This is a genomic window from Acidobacteriota bacterium (genome assembly GCA_018001935.1).
Classification (GTDB): domain Bacteria; phylum Acidobacteriota; class JAAYUB01; order JAAYUB01; family JAAYUB01; genus JAGNHB01.
Genome location: JAGNHB010000013.1, coordinates 34718 through 55085, shown reverse-complemented (window position 1 = coordinate 55085; position 20368 = coordinate 34718). Strand labels below are relative to the sequence as shown.

General features: G+C 60.8%; 24 protein-coding genes. All 24 read left to right on the top strand.

The window, feature by feature from the left end:
* Window positions 1-19 precede the first annotated feature (19 nt).
* The 24 genes from KA419_07495 (at window position 20) to KA419_07380 (ending at window position 20285) form a co-directional block, all read left to right on the top strand.
* Window positions 20-205, top strand: coding sequence for a hypothetical protein (locus KA419_07495; protein MBP7865779.1), 186 nt, complete (start codon window positions 20-22; stop codon window positions 203-205).
* Window positions 202-1671, top strand: a complete 1470-nt coding sequence (locus tag KA419_07490) for an ISNCY family transposase (protein MBP7865778.1) — start codon at window positions 202-204, stop codon at window positions 1669-1671. The genes KA419_07495 and KA419_07490 overlap by 4 nt, the downstream gene beginning before the upstream one ends.
* A gap of 638 nt (window positions 1672-2309) precedes the next feature.
* On the top strand, window positions 2310-2762 hold the full coding sequence (locus tag KA419_07485) for a hypothetical protein (GenBank protein ID MBP7865777.1): 453 nt from the start codon (window positions 2310-2312) through the stop codon (window positions 2760-2762).
* On the top strand, window positions 2755-3687 hold the full coding sequence (locus KA419_07480) for a glycosyltransferase family 2 protein (GenBank protein MBP7865776.1): 933 nt from the start codon (window positions 2755-2757) through the stop codon (window positions 3685-3687). The genes KA419_07485 and KA419_07480 overlap by 8 nt, the downstream gene beginning before the upstream one ends.
* 12 nt (window positions 3688-3699) lie before the next feature.
* Window positions 3700-4893, top strand: a complete 1194-nt coding sequence (locus KA419_07475; protein MBP7865775.1) for a glycosyltransferase family 4 protein — start codon at window positions 3700-3702, stop codon at window positions 4891-4893.
* A complete protein-coding gene (locus KA419_07470; GenBank protein ID MBP7865774.1) occupies window positions 4890-5948 on the top strand; it encodes an ATP-grasp domain-containing protein in 1059 nt (352 codons plus the stop codon). The genes KA419_07475 and KA419_07470 overlap by 4 nt, the downstream gene beginning before the upstream one ends.
* Before the next feature lie 285 nt (window positions 5949-6233).
* Window positions 6234-6539 carry a hypothetical protein gene (locus KA419_07465; GenBank protein ID MBP7865773.1) on the top strand — a complete coding sequence of 102 codons (306 nt, stop codon included), beginning with the start codon at window positions 6234-6236 and terminating at the stop codon, window positions 6537-6539.
* Between the two features lie 210 nt (window positions 6540-6749).
* Window positions 6750-7682 (top strand): GNAT family N-acetyltransferase, encoded by a 933-nt coding sequence (locus KA419_07460; GenBank protein MBP7865772.1) that lies wholly within the window; start codon window positions 6750-6752, stop codon window positions 7680-7682.
* A gap of 146 nt (window positions 7683-7828) precedes the next feature.
* Complete coding sequence (locus KA419_07455) at window positions 7829-9256, top strand: glycosyltransferase (GenBank protein MBP7865771.1); 1428 nt, start codon at window positions 7829-7831, stop codon at window positions 9254-9256.
* Window positions 9256-9918, top strand: coding sequence for a sugar transferase (locus tag KA419_07450; GenBank protein ID MBP7865770.1), 663 nt, complete (start codon window positions 9256-9258; stop codon window positions 9916-9918). The genes KA419_07455 and KA419_07450 overlap by 1 nt, the downstream gene beginning before the upstream one ends.
* Window positions 9915-10889, top strand: coding sequence for an aldo/keto reductase (locus KA419_07445; GenBank protein ID MBP7865769.1), 975 nt, complete (start codon window positions 9915-9917; stop codon window positions 10887-10889). The genes KA419_07450 and KA419_07445 overlap by 4 nt, the downstream gene beginning before the upstream one ends.
* Window positions 10886-12160: a glycosyltransferase family 4 protein gene (locus KA419_07440; GenBank protein MBP7865768.1), complete on the top strand. Its 1275-nt coding sequence runs from the start codon at window positions 10886-10888 to the stop codon at window positions 12158-12160. The genes KA419_07445 and KA419_07440 overlap by 4 nt, the downstream gene beginning before the upstream one ends.
* 386 nt (window positions 12161-12546) lie before the next feature.
* Window positions 12547-13518: a thiamine pyrophosphate-dependent dehydrogenase E1 component subunit alpha gene (locus tag KA419_07435; protein MBP7865767.1), complete on the top strand. Its 972-nt coding sequence runs from the start codon at window positions 12547-12549 to the stop codon at window positions 13516-13518.
* On the top strand, window positions 13511-14506 hold the full coding sequence (locus KA419_07430) for an alpha-ketoacid dehydrogenase subunit beta (GenBank protein MBP7865766.1): 996 nt from the start codon (window positions 13511-13513) through the stop codon (window positions 14504-14506). Before KA419_07435 ends, KA419_07430 begins: the two co-directional genes overlap by 8 nt.
* Window positions 14507-14775: 269 nt before the next feature.
* Window positions 14776-15069 (top strand): hypothetical protein, encoded by a 294-nt coding sequence (locus KA419_07425; GenBank protein ID MBP7865765.1) that lies wholly within the window; start codon window positions 14776-14778, stop codon window positions 15067-15069.
* Entirely contained in the window at window positions 15066-15455 is a 390-nt protein-coding gene (locus KA419_07420) for a hypothetical protein (protein ID MBP7865764.1), read from the top strand. The genes KA419_07425 and KA419_07420 overlap by 4 nt, the downstream gene beginning before the upstream one ends.
* Window positions 15456-15637: 182 nt before the next feature.
* Window positions 15638-15886, top strand: coding sequence for a UPF0175 family protein (locus KA419_07415; GenBank protein ID MBP7865763.1), 249 nt, complete (start codon window positions 15638-15640; stop codon window positions 15884-15886).
* Window positions 15883-16371 (top strand): DUF3368 domain-containing protein, encoded by a 489-nt coding sequence (locus tag KA419_07410; GenBank protein ID MBP7865762.1) that lies wholly within the window; start codon window positions 15883-15885, stop codon window positions 16369-16371. Before KA419_07415 ends, KA419_07410 begins: the two co-directional genes overlap by 4 nt.
* Window positions 16372-16480: 109 nt before the next feature.
* Window positions 16481-17638 carry an aminotransferase class I/II-fold pyridoxal phosphate-dependent enzyme gene (locus KA419_07405; protein ID MBP7865761.1) on the top strand — a complete coding sequence of 386 codons (1158 nt, stop codon included), beginning with the start codon at window positions 16481-16483 and terminating at the stop codon, window positions 17636-17638.
* Between the two features lie 545 nt (window positions 17639-18183).
* The gene (locus KA419_07400) at window positions 18184-18453 is read left to right on the top strand and encodes a DUF4160 domain-containing protein (protein MBP7865760.1); all 270 of its coding nucleotides are present in this window, start codon (window positions 18184-18186) and stop codon (window positions 18451-18453) included.
* Window positions 18454-18464: 11 nt separating this feature from the next.
* Window positions 18465-18740: a DUF2442 domain-containing protein gene (locus tag KA419_07395; protein ID MBP7865759.1), complete on the top strand. Its 276-nt coding sequence runs from the start codon at window positions 18465-18467 to the stop codon at window positions 18738-18740.
* A gap of 296 nt (window positions 18741-19036) precedes the next feature.
* Window positions 19037-19357 (top strand): UPF0175 family protein, encoded by a 321-nt coding sequence (locus KA419_07390; protein MBP7865758.1) that lies wholly within the window; start codon window positions 19037-19039, stop codon window positions 19355-19357.
* A 19-nt stretch (window positions 19358-19376) separates the two neighbouring features.
* Complete coding sequence (locus KA419_07385; protein MBP7865757.1) at window positions 19377-19724, top strand: UPF0175 family protein; 348 nt, start codon at window positions 19377-19379, stop codon at window positions 19722-19724.
* Window positions 19725-20048: 324 nt separating this feature from the next.
* Window positions 20049-20285 carry a hypothetical protein gene (locus KA419_07380; GenBank protein ID MBP7865756.1) on the top strand — a complete coding sequence of 79 codons (237 nt, stop codon included), beginning with the start codon at window positions 20049-20051 and terminating at the stop codon, window positions 20283-20285.
* Window positions 20286-20368: the final 83 nt, after the last annotated feature.

Here is a 20368-nt window from a genome sequence, read left to right as displayed (position 1 = left end):
GTGCCTGGCCGGAAACCCGATGATTAGCTTCTGGAGCGGCTTATTGAGAAATTTGGAACAAGGGAAAGCGGCGGTAACGCCAATTTTGTTTTGTAAAACATTCTACACCAGAACTCATTATATTCTTGACTTGAAAGACGATGAGCGCTATATTGCCGTCATGATTCTGGCGGGTTTTCCGCCGATTCCACGGAGGACGGCATGAGACAGGTGAGGGATTCACAGCTCCAGTTCGGACAAACCCCCATCGACCAGGTTGCGTTCAGCCCGCGGTCCAGAGACGACATTCCCCAGTTGCTCCGGGGGCTCCAGTACATCTACGTCACGCCGGGGGTACGGGAAGAAGTGTTCCGGATCCTGGAGGAGATGGCGGCGAAACGGGCGGACTCGGGAAACGGACGGCCGGGAATGGAACTGTGGAAGATCCTGGTGATGGGGACGCTGCGGCTGAACCTGGACTGGGACTACGACCGGCTGCTGGACCGGGTGAACTACCACCGGCTGATCCGCCAGATGCTGGGGCACGGGCTGCTGGACGACGACCGGGAGTACAAGCTGCAGACGCTGAAGGACAACGTGGGTCTGTTGACCGTGGAGACGTTGGACAAGATCAACCAGGTGGTGGTGAAAGCGGGTCACACGGTGCTAAAAAAAAACGGCGGAGACGGCCTCGACTGCCGTTGTGACTCGTTCGTGGTGGAGACGGACGTCCACTACCCGACGGACATCAACCTGCTGTGGGACGCCATGCGGAAAGTGGTGGAACTGACGGCGGCGGCGGCGGAAGCGGCGGGTGTGGGCGGGTGGCGAAAGAGCAAGCACCTGTTGAGGGAGCTCAAGCGTCTTTTCCGCCGGGCGCAGCAGGCGAAGCGGTCGACGTCTTCGGACCCGGTGAAGAAGGCGAAGCAGGACGAAGTGGTCCGGGCGGCGCACGAGGCCTACCTCCAGCTGGCGGGTAACCTTTACGAACGCGCGATGGAGACGGTGGTCCTGTTGCAGTCGATGAAGATGGTGGACGGTTTGGAAGAGGTGGCCCGGTTCGCCTCCCACGCCCGGCGGCAGATGGACCAGGTGGATCGGCGGGTGCTGAAGGGGGAGGTCATCCCGCACGAAGAGAAGGTGTTCTCGGTGTTCGAGGAGCACACGGAGTGGATCAGCAAGGGGAAGGCGGGAGTGCCGGTGGAGCTGGGTCTGCGGGTGTGTGTGGTGGAGGACCAGTACCGGTTCATCCTGTTTCACCGGGTGATGCGGAAGGAGACGGACGACCAGGTGGCGGTGGCCATGGTGGAGGAGGCCAAGGCGCGTTTCCCGGAGGTGAGGACCTGCAGTTTCGACAAGGGGTTTCATTCGCCGGACAACCAGGAGGCGCTGCGGGGGCTGCTGGAGCGGGTGTTTCTGCCCCGGAAGGGGAAGCTGTCCCGGGAAGCTCGGGAAGCGGAGAACGAGGATGGTTTTGTGCGGGCACGGCATCAGCACTCGGCGGAGGAGTCGGCGATCAACGCGCTGGAAGTGCATGGGCTGGACCGTTGCCCCGACCACGGGGTCGAGGGGTTCGAGAAGTACGTGGCGCTGGCGGTGCTGGCGCGGAACGTGCAGCGGCTGGGGGTGGTCCTGCTCAAACAGGACCGGCGGCGGGCGAAGCGGGCGGACCGCCGGCAGAAAACCGCCTGACCAGACCGCAACGGAGTGAAAGAAGTCAGGAGACGGGGGGAGTGTCTCTAAAAAGGCCATAATTTCTGCGTATTACGCTGATTTTGTGTGGTTCGGCCGAAAAAGCAGCCCCTTACGGTGCGGATATCTCGAAAGCGTCATTCAACCCGCCAGAAAATAGGGGTTTCCGTTCGAGCACTATTTAGCTGTTACTACGAATCAGCAAAAATGATATAATTTTTGTCCACAGCGGCCGATCGAGTGATCTCTTCCTGATGCTGTTGCTTACACCCTAGTTATGGAAACGGGCGGCCCTTATCTGTTTCGGCGGTGAGCCTTTGATCTGGCGTCGAATAGCTGCCGCGAAGGATTACAAAAACAGAGTTCTCCGACTCAGTCAGAAGATCGTGATGCCGAGCATCAAGGCCGTCTGTACTTTGACCCCGGGAGAATCTGCTCCAATCAGGTCATTATTTAAGCGAGCGAATAACTTCCAACGTGTTTTCATGATCTCGTCGAATCTAATCAACGAAGAGTTCATTGACCAGCAACAACATAAAGCAGGGTCAATCGCCCAAATCCTTCTGAACCAGTCGGCGAATGCGAGTGGTCGGCACCGGAAAGCCCTGAAATGGTTAGGGTGATACCGTAAAGAGGACGTGCGGGTCACCTGCCTTCTTTCCTTCGGCGATAGAAATGAGGCAGAGACTATAATACTGACTGGCCAGGAATTGTTGGGTGACAAATTCGCATCCATCCAGGACAAGCTGCCGTACGATGAATACAGCCGAATGATAAGGGAAGAAATGGACATCCTTGTGCTGGCCCACCTGGCCCAGGCCGGCCTGGGCCATTTGTACATGTTTCTCAGTCTTGGAAAACCAGTCTATATCCGAAGGGAAACACCGGTATTCGGCTTCATGAGCCAATTGAATATCGAGGTCAGGGCGACGAACGACATTCCGGCAATGTCATTCGAGGAGTTTAGGAAACCGCTGACCTATCAATCTGCAAAACGCAATATCCAGAATTTCAACCGGTATCTGTCGACCGAGGCCTCGGTCGAATCCTGTAGGCATCTGATCCGGTTGTTAAGGGGAGGACATGAGTGAAAACCCCATTATCTCCGTTGTCATCCCGTTGTACAACAAGCGGGCATCCATCGGACGCACACTCGAATCCGTCCGTCTCCAGACGATTGAGGATATCGAGATCCTCGTGGTTGACGACGGCTCCACCGATGGATCCGGTGAAATCGTGGAAGCGTTTCCGGACCCTCGCATCCGATATCTTCAGCAGCCGAACACTGGGCCCAACCAGGCCCGTAACAACGCCGTAAAAGTCGCCCGGAGCGACCTGTTCGCTTTTATTGACGCCGATGATGAGTGGAAGCCCACTCATCTCGAGAACATTCTCGAGGCAGAAAAGCGATTCCCCAGCTTCGGGCTCTACGCAACAAACTTTTACTGGGTCATGCCTGACGGAACCATCAAGCATCCGGTTTTCCCGGGACTGGTGGAAGATCATGGCTTCTGCCAAGTCAACAACTATTTTGCCGTCTCAAAAAAAAACCAGATTCTGACATGCTCATCCGTCGCCTTGAACCGGCAAGTCCTGGAACAGGCCGGGGGCTTCCCGGCCAGCGAGTTCGTTAAGCAGGCCCAGCCACTGTGGGTCAAACTCGTTCTGAACCATCCGATCGGTTTCTGCCTCGAACCTACCCTGATATATCGGCTCGATGCGGAAAACCGGTGGGATGCTCATATTCGGAAGATTAGAAGCCGGCTTACGGACTGTGACACGGTTCTCCTGAAGAACCTGGATGAAGCTCTTTCTAAACGGCATTTCCGGAATACCGCCGTGCCGATAGAAGACATCCGGGCCTACCGTCGTCAGGTTCTCTTTTGGCGTGCTAGTGATCTTATCCGAATCGGACAACTCAGGAAAGGCCGCATCGCTGCCCTCAAAATGTTTATATTTCCAGAGTACTATATTCGCAGTATAAAATTGATCATAAAATCCTTCATCTACAGATAGGACGAGAAAACCATGGCAACGGGGAATCGAGAGGAAACTTTAAAACTGCTTGTGTATATGCCAGCCTATTGGCCCCTGTTCGGTGGTCACGCACATCATCTCCGATCACGTTTACGACTGTTGCCGCAATACGGAATCGAACCCTGGGTTCTGACCCCGCGGATAGGGAACACGGCGAATAGAGAGATAGTCGATGAAGTCTTGATAAAGCGGGTTCGGTTACCTTGGCCGCTTTCCCGGAGAATCTTCCTCTCAGAGGCCGCTCTCTTTCCAGAATTCTTTTGCAATCGGTATCGCTATGATCTTGTATCCATGATGTCAGCAAGTGTTTCAGGATATTTTATCAGTAAGGTTTGTAGGCGCCCTGTCATCCGTGAATCCGTGATCGGCGAGAATCATGCTGGAAAATTCAAACAAGGACTTGGTGGAAAAGTGAGGAGGTTTCTCTTCCGTCACGCCGATTTTGCGGTCACGGTTTCCCCGGCCCTCGAGCAGGCATATTTGGACGTTTCCTGGCCGAAAGACAGGTTGTGCCTGATACCGTACGGAGTGGATCAAAGGGTTTATCGCCCTCCTGACTCCGTTGAAGAGATCGATCGCCTGCGCTCCGAGCTGAATCTGCCGAATCGGCAGAGTACGCTTTTCCTCACGGTTGGAGCGATCCAGAAGCGAAAAGGCCACCTCGAGCTGGTACAGGCCTGGCGTCTCCTGTCTGCCGGTGTGCCCGACGAGCATCTGATCATCATCGGGCCGATCAACGAGGAGTCTTACTACCGGACGCTCCTGAATACAATCGAGGAGATGAACTTGAATGGACGCGTTCATCTTCCCGGCCGGAGCGAACGGATCGCCGATTACATGCGCTGCGTGGACGGTTTCGTCTTCGCCTCCAACAACGAGGGTTTACCCATTTCTATCATCGAGGCCATTTCTTCAGGATTGCCCGTTGTGGCTTTCGACCTCCAGGGAATCCTTCCGTTCATCATCGATGACGGGAAAAACGGGATTCTCATTCCGGGAAGAGATCAGGTGGCTTTGTCCAGAGAAATCAGACAATTGTCCAGCGATCCCATACGGCGGGCCGAGATGGGGCAGGCGGCGAGGGCGAAGGCGGTCGAAAAATTTTCCCTGGATAAGGAAGTCGAGTCGCATGCCGAACTTTGTTGGACCGTTTATCGGGACAGTCGGATGTCTAGCCGGTCATGAAGGACGTTCTCAATCTTTTGATCACCTCGGTCGGCCGGCGGAGCTATATCGTCGAATACTTCAAGGCTGCCATAGGGGGCCGGGGAGAGGTCCACGCGGCCAACAGCGTGATGACTTATGCCATGCAACTGGCCGATCACGCGGTCGTCACGCCGATGATCTATGCCGAGGGCTATATCGACACCCTCCTGTCCTATTGCCGGGATTGGCGGATCGACGCCGTGCTCTCCTTGCTGGATATCGATATACCGATCCTGGCTGCGAACCGTGACCGGTTCCGCGAGACCGGCGTGGCAGCCCTCGTCCCGAGTTCCGAGACCGCCCTGATCTGCAACGACAAATGGCGGACCGCCGGATTTCTTCGCGGGCAAGGCATCAAAACTCCGGCGAGTTTCCTCACCCTCGGCAACTGCCGGCAGGCGCTGGCCAGCGGCGAGGTCGACTTTCCCCTGGTCGTGAAACCCCGCTGGGGGATGGGTTCAATCGGGATCTTCCACGCCGAAAACGCTGAGGAACTCGATGTCTTCTACGAAAAAACGAAACGGGAAATCGGGCGGAGCTATCTCAAGTATGAATCGCGACAGGACCTGGAACATTGCGTGATTATCCAGCAGAAACTGGCCGGCGAAGAATACGGTCTGAACGTCCTGAACGACCTCGACGGACGGTTTCTTACCTGTGTCCCCATGAAAAAACTCGCCATGCGGGCCGGCGAAACGGACGCGGCGGAGATTGTCGCGGACCATGAACTCCAGCGCCTGGGACGGAAGCTGTCGGAAAGTCTCGGGCACGTCGGCAACCTCGACGTGGACTGCTTCCGGGCCGAGGGGGCCTGCTGCGTCCTGGAGCTGAATTGCCGCTTCGGCGGCCAGTACCCTTTCGTCCACCTGGCCGGCGGCGATTTCCCGGGAGCGCTAGTCGCGATGCTGCGGCACGAGACGGTCCCGGCCCGGATGCTGGTTGCCCGGCCTGGTGTCATCGGGTACAAGGACCTGCGGCCAGTGGTCCTGCACCGATCGGACCCCGGGGGCGGGAGTACCTCTCCCCGTCCATGACCGGCGTTCAGAGTGACAAGGAATCCGAACAGGTGACAAGCGTATGACGACAAGAGCCCGATCGCGAACGATGTTGACCCAGGCGAGGCTGTTTCTGCGGGGTGCAGGGCACGCTCGTAACAACGGCGCTTCGCCGCCCATGAAATAGAGGTCCCTCGGGGCAGCGCGGAATGGTTGATCCGGACGGAAATTCGTTATGGGGGTTACGTCACGAACATCCCCAAGAAAACGTCGAGCCGCTTGGATCCCTCGAAAGCGGGATTTCTGACGGGTGGAGACCGCACGTTGACGCACGGCTACGCGGAGCTGTACGCGAAGCACCTGTCCCGGTTCCTGCAGGCCGGCTCGGACCTCACAATAGTGGAGATCGGCATCCTGCAGAGAACCGGACTGTCCGTTTGGTGCGATCTGTTCCCGGAGGCACGGGTCATCTGGCTGGATATCGACCTCAGCAATTACCAGGGGAATCTGTCCGAACTCAAGCAACGAGGGGCTTTTCAACACAACCAGCCGGAAGTCTTCGAATTCGACCAGTTCCTGGACACACGGAGTACTTGGGCCGGATCCTGCAGGGCCGGCGAATTGATGTGATCATCGATGACGGCTGCCATAACGACCAGGCGATTCTGAACACCTTATAGAGCGTCATCCCTTATCTGGCCTCGTCTTTCGTGTATTTCATCGAGGATAACCGGACGGCGCGAGAGACCATAAAGAATCTCCACCAAACCTACAGGATGGAGAGTCAAGGAGATTTGACGGTTCTTACTGCCCCCTGAAACTGTTCTCAGAGAGAGACCGATGGATTATGAGATCCGACAAGCCCGAATAGGCGATCTGGATGCCGTGTTGACTTTCTGCCGACGTATCTGGCCGGAGAGGGATTACTCGGAATCGACGTGGCCGGCTTGGTTTGGCGACCACAAACGGGTGATTTTGGTTGCTGCAAGAGGGGAGCGGCCAATAGGGGTCATCCGGGGCGAGATGATGTCGTCCTGTGAAGGATGGGTGGAAGGTGTCCGAATCGATCCAGACTATTCTTCCTGCGGTATCGGGAGTCAACTTTTGGCCGAGATCCTTCCGATCCTGAGATCAAGAGGTGCAAAATATATCCGTAGCCTGATTTCAATGGATAACCTGGCATCGCAACGGGTTTTTATAAAAAATCTCTTCCGGTCCCCTCACCGAGTGCGACCGTTTGCGATCAAGCGAAGGACGAAACGAATCGACATCGGGAATTATCCGGCAGAACTGGTGAAACTAGGCCCGCTTGATGGTTCTCTGGCTCTTGGGTTCCTCTCCGACAGGAAGAATTCCCGAAAATGGCGAACATACCTGGAAACCACTGGAAATTTATACTGTTACGATGGTGTTCATTGGCGATACTGGAACAAGGACCATCTGGCGAAACACCTTGAAACCGGCGAGGTCTGGATTTGGGCCGATCCGACACTGCGAGCCATCGCAGTGGTTAGCACAAATGCCATCAGGCCGGGAGTATCGGACGTCGGTCTCTTGGAGGGCTCACGTGAGGCCTGCCGATGCCTTCTAGAGGGGCTGACCCGAAGCGTGATCATGCCAGAAGGAGCCAAGGAGTTCCCTCCTTCTGCCCGCACCTTCCTTCCCCTTGAACTTTCACGAATGCAACGAGCGGCCTGTGACGCCGGATATCAGTCCGACCGGGCCCGTCACAAAGCGATGCACCTGTATGAATGGCACGCAGAAGAGACCTGACAGGAACCAGTACCGCGAACGTTAACCACCCTCGATGATGGTGACGGATTCTTCCCATGAGGATATGGCTTCTCAACGCCAGTGGACAGCTTCCATAAGCAGAACACCAACGCCGTCCCATTCTCACCGGCCGGATGGAGCAGGCGTTGGTCGATCAAAGCTACGAAGTGTCGAGTAGCCATGGTCGGGCAAATTCATCAGTGCGACGTCTTCAAGCCCGCCGCGTATTCCGCCAAAACACAGGGCACATGAATATCTGGTTGCTTAAAATTGGAGAACCGGTGCCGGTTGTCGCCTCTTTTAAAGAGCGTCTGCACCGGTGCGGGATGCTGACTGATTACCTTTCGGAAGGAGGCCACAATGCCACCTGGTGGACATCGACGTTTGACAGGATCAAGAGAGAGAATCTCTACGAACGGGATGTTGTCGTAAATCCCAAGCCGGGTCTCACCATCCGTTTGCTTCATAGCCCTGGATACAGTCAGAGCCTTTCCCTCGCCAGAATTCGGGACCAACGTCATGTGGCAAAGAAATTCCTCAAACACTCTCAGGGACTCCTTCCTCCCGATCTGATTCTTTCCGCCTACCCGACCATCGATCTCTGCAAAGCAGCCATTGTCTATGGAAACAGACACGGCATCCCGGTGATTCTGGACATGCGGGACATGTGGCCGGATATTATCTTCGAGTCGGTTCCGCGAGCGATTCGTCTGCCAGCCAGAATCCTCACCTGGCCCATGATGCGGGATTCGCGATTTGTCTGTTCGAAGGCGTTTGCCATAACAGGAATTACCGAGGAATTCGTCCAATGGGGGTTACACCGAGGAAATCGGCAACGGACACCGCTCGACAGCAGTTTCCCATTGGCCTTCTCAACAAAAGTGCCACCGGCGAAGGACCTGGAGGCGGCTCAACGTTTCTGGGACCAGATGGGAGTCGGGCAGTCCGAACAGGAATTCATTGTGTGTTTCATCGGAACCCTTGGGCATCAATTCGATCTTGGTCCGGTCATCCATGCGGCGCGCATCCTGAAAGACGCCGGTCGCCGTGTTCGATTCGTGATCTGCGGCAGTGGCGATTTGCTGGAATCCCATCGGAAAGCCGTCTGTGGTGATGACACTGTTCTGTTCCCGGGATGGATAGACGCGGCGAAATTATATTCACTTCTCCGCCGCGCTTCCGTGGGACTGGATCCTGTCCCGGATCGATATGACTTTCTTTCGACAATCAATAACAAAGCAATAGAGTACTTCAGTGCCGGGCTTCCAGTCATTTCAAGTCCGAAACGGGGAGTTCTTTTTGAGTTACTCCATCGGGAAAATTGTGGGTTCAGCTATGCTACTGGGAATGCCGAGGAATTGGCTCTTCATATCTCAAGATTGATGGATGATCCCCTTCTGTTGGGACGCATGTCGGAAAATTCACAGCGATCATTTCATTCCTCCTTTGATGCAGATCGCGTATATCGCGGTATGATCAAGCATCTCGAGAAAGTCGTTAAAATCTATAAAGGGCAAGATCACTCGGAGGAATCGAGGAAGAAAGCACCAGTCTCCGAGGTCTTGATACCCTGATGGCGGAACCAATCGAGACCGGGTGTTTTCCTGTTCTGCAGTATCCCAAATGGATTCTATTTTTTAAACGGGCTTTCGACGTGGTCGTGTCTATTGTCGTCCTTTTGCTGGTTTGGCCGCTCCTGCTCTTCGTCGCCTTAGCCGTTAAGCTCTCGGGCCCCGGGCCTGTCTTCTACCGGGGGGTGCGTACCGGACTCCGCGGGATTCCCTTCCGGATCTTCAAGTTCCGCACCATGGTGGCGGACGCGGAACGGTTGGGCGGGCCCACCACGGGGACCCGGGACCCCCGCGTGACCCGGGTCGGCGCCTTTCTTCGGAAGACCAAGTTCGACGAACTCCCCCAGCTCCTCAACGTGCTGCGCGGCGAGATGAGCCTGGTGGGGCCCCGCCCCGAAGTCCCCGAATACACCCGCCGGTACCGGGGGGAAGAGGCCCTGATCCTGAGCATGCGCCCTGGGATCACCGACTACGCGTCGGTGGAGTTCGCCGACCTCGACGACCGGGTCGGGAGCACGGACCCCGACGCGTACTTCCGGGAACACATCCTCCCGCGGAAGAACGCGCTCCGGGTCCTCTACGTGAAGAACTGGTCCTTCACGGGGGACCTGAACATCCTCTGGCGGACCCTGCTCCGGGTCCTGAAGCGGGTCTTCTCACGATGAGCGGCCTCGATCTCATCCAGCCGTGGGACGACGGACCCCGGTTCACCCGCCTGGGGATGGGGTGCTGGGCGATCGGGGGGCACGGATGGGGCAAGGTGGACGACGACGCCTCCGAGCGGGCCCTTCGCCAGGCCCGTGAGCGGGGGGTGACCTTCTTCGACACGGCGGACTGTTACGGCCTGGGCAAGTCGGAGCGGATGCTGCGGGACACCTTCGGGGACGGCCTGCGCTCGCTCTTCGTGGCCTCCAAGGGCGGCGTGCGCTGGAATGACGCCGGGCGGGTCCGGGCAGACTGCTCCCCAACCTACCTGCGGAGCGCCGCGGAGGCCAGCCTGCGCCGCCTGGGCCTCGAACGGCTCCCCCTCTACTACATCCACAAACCGGACGGCTTCACGCCCATCCCCGAGATGGTGGGAGCCTTGGTCCGCCTCCGGGAGGAGGGGAAGATCGGCGAGATCGGGGTGTCCAACTTCTCCGCGGGCCAGTTGGCGGAGGCTCTTTGCGCGGCCCCCGTCCGCTTCGTGCAGAACCCCTTCAACCTGCTGCAGCGGGAGAGCGGCCTCGAACTGGCGGACCTCTGCCGGCGCTCCGGGATCCGGCTGGTCGCCTGGGGGGCGCTCGCCGATGGGCTGCTGAGCGGCAAGTTCAACCGGGAAACCACCTTCGGGGACGACGATCACCGCAGCCGCCTGGCGGCGTTCCAGGGGGAGACGTTCCTCCGGAACCTGCAGGCGGTGGACGCGCTCCGGGAGTTCGCCCACGGACGGGGGGTGACCCTGGCCCAACTGGCCCTGCGCTGGGTCCTGGACGCCTTCCCCTTCACCTGCGCGCTCTTCGGGGTGAAAACCGCGGCCCAGGTGGACGAGAACCTGGGCGCCGACGGCTGGCGGCTGGCGAAGGCGGACATGGCGCGCATCGACGCGTGCGTGGGGCCCTTGCCCCGGACCCGCCTGCCGGAAGGCCCGCGTTGAGGGTCTGGCTGGCCGCCGTCGGCGAACCCCTGCCCATCGACCGGCCGGGGGGGGAGCGGCCCCTGCGCATGGGGTTGATCGCCCGGGAGCTGGCGCGCCGCGGACACGCGGTCACGTGGTGGACGTCCACCTTCGACCACGCGGCGAAGCGCCAGCGCTTTCGGGAAGATCGTGACCTGCAGCCCTCCCCCGGGCTCCGGCTGGTCCTTCTCCGGAGCCGGGGATATCGCCGCAACATCTGCGTGGGCCGGCTGCTGGACCACCGGGGCCTTGGCCTTGCATTCCGCCGGAAGACGGCGTGCGAGCCCCCGCCCGACGCGGTCCTCGCCAGTCTCCCCCCCCTGGAGATGCCCTGGGAAGCCTGCCGGTACGCCCGCCGGCACAGGGCGCCATTCTTCGTCAACGTGAGCGACACCTGGCCGGACGCGTTCTTCAAGCTCGTCCCGCCCCGGGCGCTCCCCGTCGTCCGCCTGCTCTGCCGGCCTTTCACCCGGATGGCCCGGCAAACCTGCGCCGGGGCGGCGGGGATCCTGTCGATCTCCCGGGACTACCTGGCGTGGGGGCTGGGCATGGCCGGGCGGGAACGGCGGGCGGCGGACGGGATCTTCCCCCTGGGCTACGACCCGGTGGGGCTTTCACCCGGGGAGCGGGCACGGCTCACCGACCAGTGGGTGGGCGCCGGCGTGGACCCGGGCCGTTTCGTCTGCTGCTTCTTCGGGACCTTCAGCCCGCTCCGGGACGTCGAAACCGTGATCGAGGCGGCCCGGGTGCTGGAACGGGCGGGGGAGAGGGACTTCCAGTTCGTCCTCTGCGGCGGCGGGGATTCCCTGGGAAAATGCCGGATAGCCGCCGCGGGAACCGCCTCGGTTCTCCTCCCCGGCTGGGTGGAGGCCCGTGACATCGCGGTCCTCATGGGCTTGTCGAAAGCAGGGTTGGTCCCGTATTCCCGGCGTGCCACCCAGTCCCTCCCCAACAAGCCCTTCGAGTACTTCTCGGCCGGCCTTCCCGTCCTCTCGAGCCTGGGGGGGGAACTGGCCGAACTGGTTGAGGAGAGCCGGTGCGGGTTGCCGTACGAGCCCGGGGACGTGGCCGGTTTCCTGGGCGCCCTGCGGCAGCTCCGGGACGATGAACCGGGGCGCCGGGCCATGGGGGAGAGGGCGCGGGGACTCTTCGAGGAGCGCTTCTCGGCCCGGGTGATCTACCCTGCCCTGGTGGAACACCTGGAGCGGTGCGTCTCGGAACACACGGACTGTGATGGAGGAGTTCCGTAAATGATCAGGCCCTGTGAAACACCCCATGGACCCGAATCAGGGATTTTCCTCACCAATCCCCGAAACAAACCGCACGAGCGAAGAAGACAGGAGACAGGGATCAGGAGACTGGAGATGGCGTCCGGCAGAATTCCGGTGAGCAGAGACAGTTCTTCTCCATGCGGCCGTGCCCTGGTGAGAGAAATTCCGGAAGGAACTCTCACGGAGGCGCAGAGGCACGGAGAAGACGCAACGGGGGTTGCGGGCTCTCCATCGGAACATTCCCCTCGAACCGCTCCCGGCCGCCGTCTCGAGAGATCGGCCCCAAAATCTTGCTCGACTTGGCAACTCTTTTACTTTGAAGATATTACAGCCAACTACTACAGCCTTGAAAGGAGGCCCGCCTCATGACCCATCCGCCTGAGTTACTCTTGCGGCTTTACGAGACCATGGTCCTCATCCGGACCGTGGAAGAGAGTTTCGTCGAGCCCATCCTGTCGGGGGAGGTCCGCTGCCCCTGCCACCTCTATTCCGGGGAGGAGGCCATCGCGGCCGGCATTTGCGCGGCCCTGACCGAGCGGGACGCCGTTTTCGGCACCCACCGATCCCACGGGCACTTCCTGGCCAAGGGCGGCAGCCTCGACGCGATGGTGGCGGAGGTGTACTGCCGGGAAAGCGGGTGCTGCGGGGGACGCGGCGGTTCGATGCACCTGGTCGACCCCGCCGTGGGGATGCTGGGGGCCGCCCCCATCGTGGCGGGAACCATCCCGCTGGCCCTGGGCGCCGCCCTCGCGTCAGACATCCGGGAGGACGGCACCGTGGCCGTGGCCTTCTTCGGCGACGGCGCCGCCGGCGAAGGCGTCCTGTACGAGTCGCTGAACTTCGCCGCCCTCAAGCGCCTGCCGCTGATCTTCGTCTGCGAGAACAACCTCTACTCCACGCACCTCCCCCTCCGGGAGTGCCGGGTGGAGCGGCCCATCGCGGAGGTGGCCCACCCCTTCGGGATCACGGCGAAAACCCTGGACGGGAACGACGTCCTGGCCGTGCACGAGGCGGCCCTGGAGGTGGTGAGGGAGTGCCGGGAAGGCCGGGGCCCCGTGTTCCTGGAGTGCCTGACGTACCGTTTTAGAGGCCACGTGGGGCCTGACGACAACATCCAGGGCTCCCACACCGACATCCGGCCGGCCGAGGAGGTCGCCCGCTGGCTCCAGCGGGACCCCATCCTCCTCCTGGAGGGGAAACTGAAGTCCTCCGGTCTTCTCGACGACGCGAAAATCGGGGAAGTCCGCCAGGCCGCCGCCGTCCGGGTGGCCCAAGCCCACGCCCGGGCGACGCGCGCGGCGTTCCCGGAGGCAAAGGAGTTGCTGCACCATGTCTAACCCGATGCCCGGCAGATCCTTGAGTTTCAGCCTCGCCATCAACGAGGCGCTGCACCAGACGATGGCGGCCGACCCCCGGGTCATCCTCCTGGGACAGGGGGTAAAGAGCCCCTGGTACGTCGGCAACACCGCCCTCGGCTTGCTGGAGCGCTTCGGAGAAAAGCGGGTCATCGACACCCCGGTCTCCGAGAACGCCATGACGGGGGCCGCGGTAGGCGCCGCCATCGCCGGGATGCGCCCGGTGGTGGTCCACCCCCGGATGGACTTCATGTTCTACGCCTTCGACCCCATCATCAACGAGGCCGCCAACTGGCGCTACATGAGCGGGGGGCGCTCCCGGGCGCCGGTGGTCTTCTGGGGCATCATCAACCGGCGCGGCGAGCAGGCCGCCCAGCACTCCCAGGCCATCCAGGCCATGTTCGCCCACGTCCCGGGCCTGAAGGTGGTGATGCCGTCGACCCCCGCCGATGCGAAAGGGCTGATGGTGGCGGCCATCCGTCATGACGACCCCGTGGTGTTCATCGACGACCGCCTGCTGCACCGCACGGTGGGGGAGGTCCCCGAGGCGGTGTACGAGGTGCCCATCGGGAAAGGGGTTGTCCGCCGGGAGGGAGCGGATGTCACCGTCGCCGCCTGCTCCTCGCTGGTCACCGAGGCTCTGGAAGCTGCCGCGGCCCTGGCCGGGGAGGGCATCGGCCTGGAAGTCATCGACCTGCGGTCGGTCAAGCCCTTTGACGGGGCGTTGATCCTCGAATCCATCCGAAAGACCGGACGCCTGGTGGTGGCCGACCCGGGATGGGCCTCTTTCGGGGTCTCCGCGGAAATCGCCGCCTTCGCCGCGGAGAAGGGGTTCCGGGTTCTGAAGGCCCCCGTGGCCCGGGTGGCCCTCCCCGACTGCCCCGCCCCGGCGGCCCGGACGCTGGAAGAAGCGTACTACCCGAACCGGGGGGACATCGCCGGAGCGGTCCGAAGAACCCTCGCGAAGTAGGCGGCCGCCCTTCGACGCCCCCGGGGAGGGAGGGTTTTCCCGTCCATCCCCGAGGGCGTTTGTTGCGTAAGCGGGCAGGCGCCGTGAACCGACCGTCACCACGAACCACACGAACGGGGGGTGGGGCCGGATTCGAACCACAAATTCAAACCACTAATCGACACTAATCTACACTAAATAACGAACCCGGGCCGTTCCTCCCTGACACCCGCCCCCTGACACCCATTATGCTACAATATAATCGTGCACGGCCTTTTCGGAGGTGAACCTTGACAACCTCGATGGAAACCCTATTGGAAACCCTGTCCCACGAACTGCGGATTCCCGAGGAGGACCTTCTCCGGGAAGGGATGCGGGCCCTGCTCGAGCGTCAGTTGAGGGACGTCAAAGTCGGGATCTTCGAGATCACGGGTCGGTACGGTGTCGCATCGGTAGAGGAGATGGAATCCCTCTACAGGCAGGGGACCCTGGACGAAGCCCTGTCGCTGAAGGATTTCCAAAGACTCGATCATCTGGAGTACAAGCGGGACCAACTCATCCGCCTTCTCGCGTCGGTCGCATGAGCCGCGTCAACGTCTCACAGCTTGTTGAAATGGCCCTCGTCGAGTTTTCGGATATCGTCATCGACGCATTTGTTCCAGGTCCGAACGAGCTGCGAATCTTCCTTGTGGAGGGAAGTTACCTGGATGCCTGGTACTCCTTGAAGCTCGAAGGGCGGTTCAGCCTGCACTGGGAGCGCCGCGCCATCGACGGCCGGATCTACCGACATGACAACGCACCCCATCTCCGATGGCAGACTGTTTCCTCCTTTCCCCTGCACTTTCATGACGGGGATGAAGAGACCGTCACCACCAGCGACCTCCACCCCTTACCTGAGAACGCTCTGCGTGAGTTCCTGTGCTTCATCCGGAAAACAATCGAGACCCCTTCCCGCCCTGTATCGGACTAAAACCGTTTTCGATCAACTTCTTCTCCTCATCCAGCCCATGACGCCCGCCGCTCGACACCCGAGACCCGACACCTTCCACTCGACATCCACTATGCTACAATGTAATCGTGCCCGGCCCTTTCGGAGGCGAGCCTTGCCGGCCACACCGGTTCATTGTGTGATTGGAGGCCAAGATGTCACCCATGATTTCCATCGAGATCCCCCGCGAGGTGATCCATGCCACCCGGATGAAGCCGCTCGAGTTGAAACAGGAACTGGCGATCCACCTTTTCCAGCAAGGGAAGCTTTCCTTCGGCCTGGCCCGCGAGATGGCGGGTTTGTCGGTCTGGACGTTTCAGCAGTTGCTGGGCAGCCGGGGCATCCCCGTCCACTATGACCTCGAGGATTACGAGGAGGACCTGAAAACCCTGAAGGGGATGGGCCGGATATGAGGGTGGTGAGCAACTCCTCCGCCTTGATCAACCTGGCGCGTATCGGCAAGCTGGCCCTGTTGCAGGAACTGTACGGCGAGATCATCGTTCCCGAAGCGGTCTGGAGAGAGGTCGTCGTGGAGGGGGCCGGACAACCGGGGGCAGAAGACGTCGGGTCTGCTCCGTGGATTCGGAGGAAAGCCGTCACGAACCAGCAACTGGTGCACGCCTTGGAACAGGACCTTGATGCGGGAGAGGCGGAGGCCATCGCCCTGGCGTTGGAAACCGGGGCGGAGCTGCTGTTGATGGACGAGCGCCTCGGGCGGGAAACCGCGAACCATCTGGGGCTTCGATATACAGGACTGATCGGCGTTCTGGTCGAAGCCAAGCACAAAGGTATCATCCAATCCGTGCGGAGCTGTCTGGATTCCCTGCGGGATTCTGCCGGATTCCGAATATCCGAGGCGCTTTACGCCAGGGTGCTGCAGGATCATTCCGAATCCTGAAACCCTAAACCTCGCCCCCCCGCCTCACCCCGTTTCCCGGCCTGCGCTCCCTCCTGCCCCTCCCCGACACCCGACACCCGACACCCGACACCTTTTCATCGAGGCAACCATGCTCAAACTCGGCTCCCGAACCGCCTGGGTCCTGCAATCCGAGATCCGGGCCATGTCCATCGAATGCGACCGCGTGGGGGGGATCAACCTCTCCCAGGGCGTCTGCGACACCGAGGTCCCCTTCCCTGTCCGCGAAGGCGCGAAGCGGGCCATGGACGAGGGCGTCAACACCTACACCCGCTACGACGGACTGGAGGCCCTCCGCACGGCGATCGCGGACAAGCAGAGCCGCTTCACGGGCTGCGCGTACGACCCCGAGACCGAGGTGATTGTCAGCGCCGGCGCCACGGGGGCCCTCTACTGCGCCTGCCTGGCCCTCCTGGACCCCGGGGACGAGGTGGTGCTCTTCGAGCCGTACTACGGTTACCACCTCAGCACCCTGGTGGCCACGGGGGCGGTCCCGGTGTACGTCCGACTGGCGGAGCCCGCCTGGGCCTTTTCGGACCCCGACCTCGAGGCGGCCCTCACGTCCCGGACGCGGGCCGTCCTGGTGAACACGCCCGCCAACCCCTCCGGCAAGGTCTTCACCCGGGCGGAGCTGCTCCGGATCGCGGCCTTCGCCGAGGCCCACGACCTTTTCGTCTTCACCGACGAGATCTACGAGCACTTCCTCTACGACGGGCGGGAACACCTTTCCCCCGCCGCGCTCCCCGGGATGCGGGAGCGGACGATCACCGTCTCCGGCCTGTCGAAGACCTTCAGCATCACCGGGTGGCGGATCGGCTACTGCCTCTGCGATGCGCGGTGGGCCCGGGCCATCGGCTACTTCAACGACCTCGTATACGTCTGCGCCCCGGCGCCATTGCAACTCGGGGTGGCCGAGGGGTTGCGCGCCCTGGGCGGGGAGTACTACCAGGGGCTCTCGGTGGAGTATTCGTTGAAGCGCGACCTTATCTGCGGGGCGTTGCAGCAGGCCGGGTTAGCCCCGCACGTCCCGCAGGGCGCCTACTACGTCCTGGCGGACCTTTCCCGCCTCGACGGGCGAACGAGCAAGGAGAAGGCCATGGCGCTCCTGGCGTCGACGGGGGTGGCCTGCGTCCCGGGCGAGGCGTTCTACCACGACGACGCGGGGGAAAACCTGGGGCGCTTCTGCTTCGCCAAGGAGACGCCGGTCCTGGAAGAGGCGTGCCGGCGGCTGGGGGAAATCAGGCTGTAGGCTGTGGGCTGTAGGTTCGGAGGGGGGCGGATTCGGGTGGATTTCCCTGGGCCCCTTCAGCCTATCGACCTTTCGACTGCGACAGCGATGGCGATACCGATTCCGATACCGATATTTCCGGACATAAAGCCTACAGCCTGAACCGCTACAGCCTTTTTCAACCACGAACCACACCAACCACACGAACGGGGGCCGGGGCCGGACTCGAACCACTGATGCGAGCCACAAATTCAAACCACTAATCTACACTAATTTACACTAATTCGGGAACCCTGGGCATTGCTCTCCGACACCCGAGACCCGAAACCCGACACCCGAGACCTGAGACCTGACACCCGCCTCCCGACACCCACTATGCTACAATGTGATCGTGCCCGGCCTTTTCGAACCGGTTGCCGATCGCGGGACAGGTTGGGTCGATGGTGTTCTTTCCAGTGTTTCCAGGATAACAGAAGCGTGAGTGTTACCCGCAACCTAACAGTGGGTTACGTAATAAAGCGAGTTCTTTTACAGATCTTGCGAGTTTGTAGGACAAAGGAGACAGGATGCCAACCATCAGCATGTTCTACGGGATCATCGTCAGAATGCTGTTCATGGACAACCAACGGCACAATCGCCCGCACATCCATGCCGAGTACCAGGGTACACAGGCCGTATTGTCAATTCCGGAAGGCGAATTGATGGAAGGCGAACTGCCGGGGAAAAAGCTACGTTTGTTACAGGCCTGGATCGACATTCATGAGGAGGAGCTCATGGCGGACTGGTCTCTGGCCGTTCGAGGCGAGCCGGTCTTCCCGATCGAACCGCTTCGTTGAGGAGTGTTGCCATGATCGAAGTACGTTCCGTGGAGGCGGCGGCGGATCATCTGCTCTACCTGACCTTCAGCAACGGGGAGATCCGGTGTTTCGACGTGAAGCCTTACCTGGGACTCACGGTTTTTCACCGCCTCCGGAACCCGGCTTTTTTCTCCCTGGCCCGGCTGGATTATGGGACCGTCACCTGGCCCGGGGACATCGACATCGCCCCGGAGACGCTCTACCACGAGTCACAGCCCCTAACCGGACGGACGGAGGCCCAGGTCATTGTCGAGCACACCGGTTGAAGGACTTTCGATCCATCCGGGATCTCTCGCGCAGAGGCGCCGGGACGCGGAGCGGAGGGGCAACGGATTCGAACCACTAATCTGCACTAATCTGCACTAATCTGCCTGATCTGAAATGCCTTGGCTGGCCTCCCCTCCCCGACCCCCGACACCCGACCCCTCCTTCTCCACCACCCCCTGTGCTACGATGAAGACGTCCCTTCCCTCCTACAGGCAAACCGCGCTGTCGCCGAGGGGACCCGCGACCGGTAATTTACAGCCGTTTCTATCGGTCACCTATCGAAAGGGGTCAGGCCATGAGCGTTCACGTTGAGTTCCCGGACGAACTGCTGACGGCGGTAGGCGAAGAGCCGAAAGCGTTTTCGCGGCAGGTGATGCTTTTCACCCTCGGTCATCTCTACGAGCAAGGGCGCATCTCCGCCGGCCTGGGCGCACAGGTCCTGGGGTGTGACCGGCTCGAATTCTATCACTTGCTGAGTGAGGCAGGCTTCTTTGTCATAGACTACCCTGCCGAAGAACTCGACCGCGAAGCCGTGACAAGCCGCCAGATCGCAGAGACGAGGCGCTCGCGATACCCGGAGACGGATGGGTGTACCATGAAGGGGTGGGCGGATTGATGACCCGCAGGGGGTGGCAATGGCTGAGGTTCTTCAAATTACAATCCCGGAAGACGTCAGGGCCAGGCTGAATCGTACGCCCGAGGAGATGGGCAGAGATCTGAGGCTCTATGCCGCGTTGATGCTTTTCCGCCTGGGCAAGCTTTCGTCCGGAGCGGCCGCCGAACTCGCGGGTGTGCCCCGGGTGGACTTCCTGGACCTTTGCGCGGAATACGGTCTCACGGTGTCGGCCCTTTCCGTCGCGGACCTTCACCAGGAAACGGCGGCGTGGGGCCCCCCCGCATCGTCTTTATCGCCGCCGACAGGCGGTCAGGCTGAAGGCGGGTCGGCCGCAGGTCCGGAGAGCGGCGGATTCGAGAGGGTTTGATTGAACCTCTTCAGCCTTTTACGAGGTGGACCCTGACGACCTCGATGGAAACCCTTCTGGAAACCCTGTCCAACTCGCCCGCCTGCTCGCTTTGGTAGCGTGAGCCGCGAGGATCGCGCGTTGCGGGAAGACCGTCCGGACAATCTCTCGCGCTGAGGCGCCGAGGCCGCGGAAGCGGGGCGGAACACGCACGTCATCCCGCTGGGCCCGGGTCGGGTCTTCTCCGCGGGCTCCGTGCGAGCGCTGCACAGATTGAACTCCTACGGAGTTCCGGGGCTCAGCCACACGCTTTGCTACACTAATTGCACTCCTGACGGAGTGCGGGTGCCGAGGCGGAGTGCGGTTGTCGAGGCGGCGCGCTGCATCTGCACCGATGGCACTTCCGATGCGTCCGCTTCGCGCCTTCGCGGCTTGGCGGGAGATAATCCGGATGAATCGCTCGCGGAGGAAAATGCCCGATCCGAAGAGAAGATTGAGAGAATTTACCTCTTCCCCAACGATGACGAGATCCGTTTTGTGGAACTGGATGAATCCATGATCGAAAGTAGGGGGAAACAATGAACCCTCATGAACGGGACCTTTCGGAATCGGCCAGAGAGTCCTTGAGGGGACGGGGGCGGGGCGAGGGGTTGAACGGGAGGCTC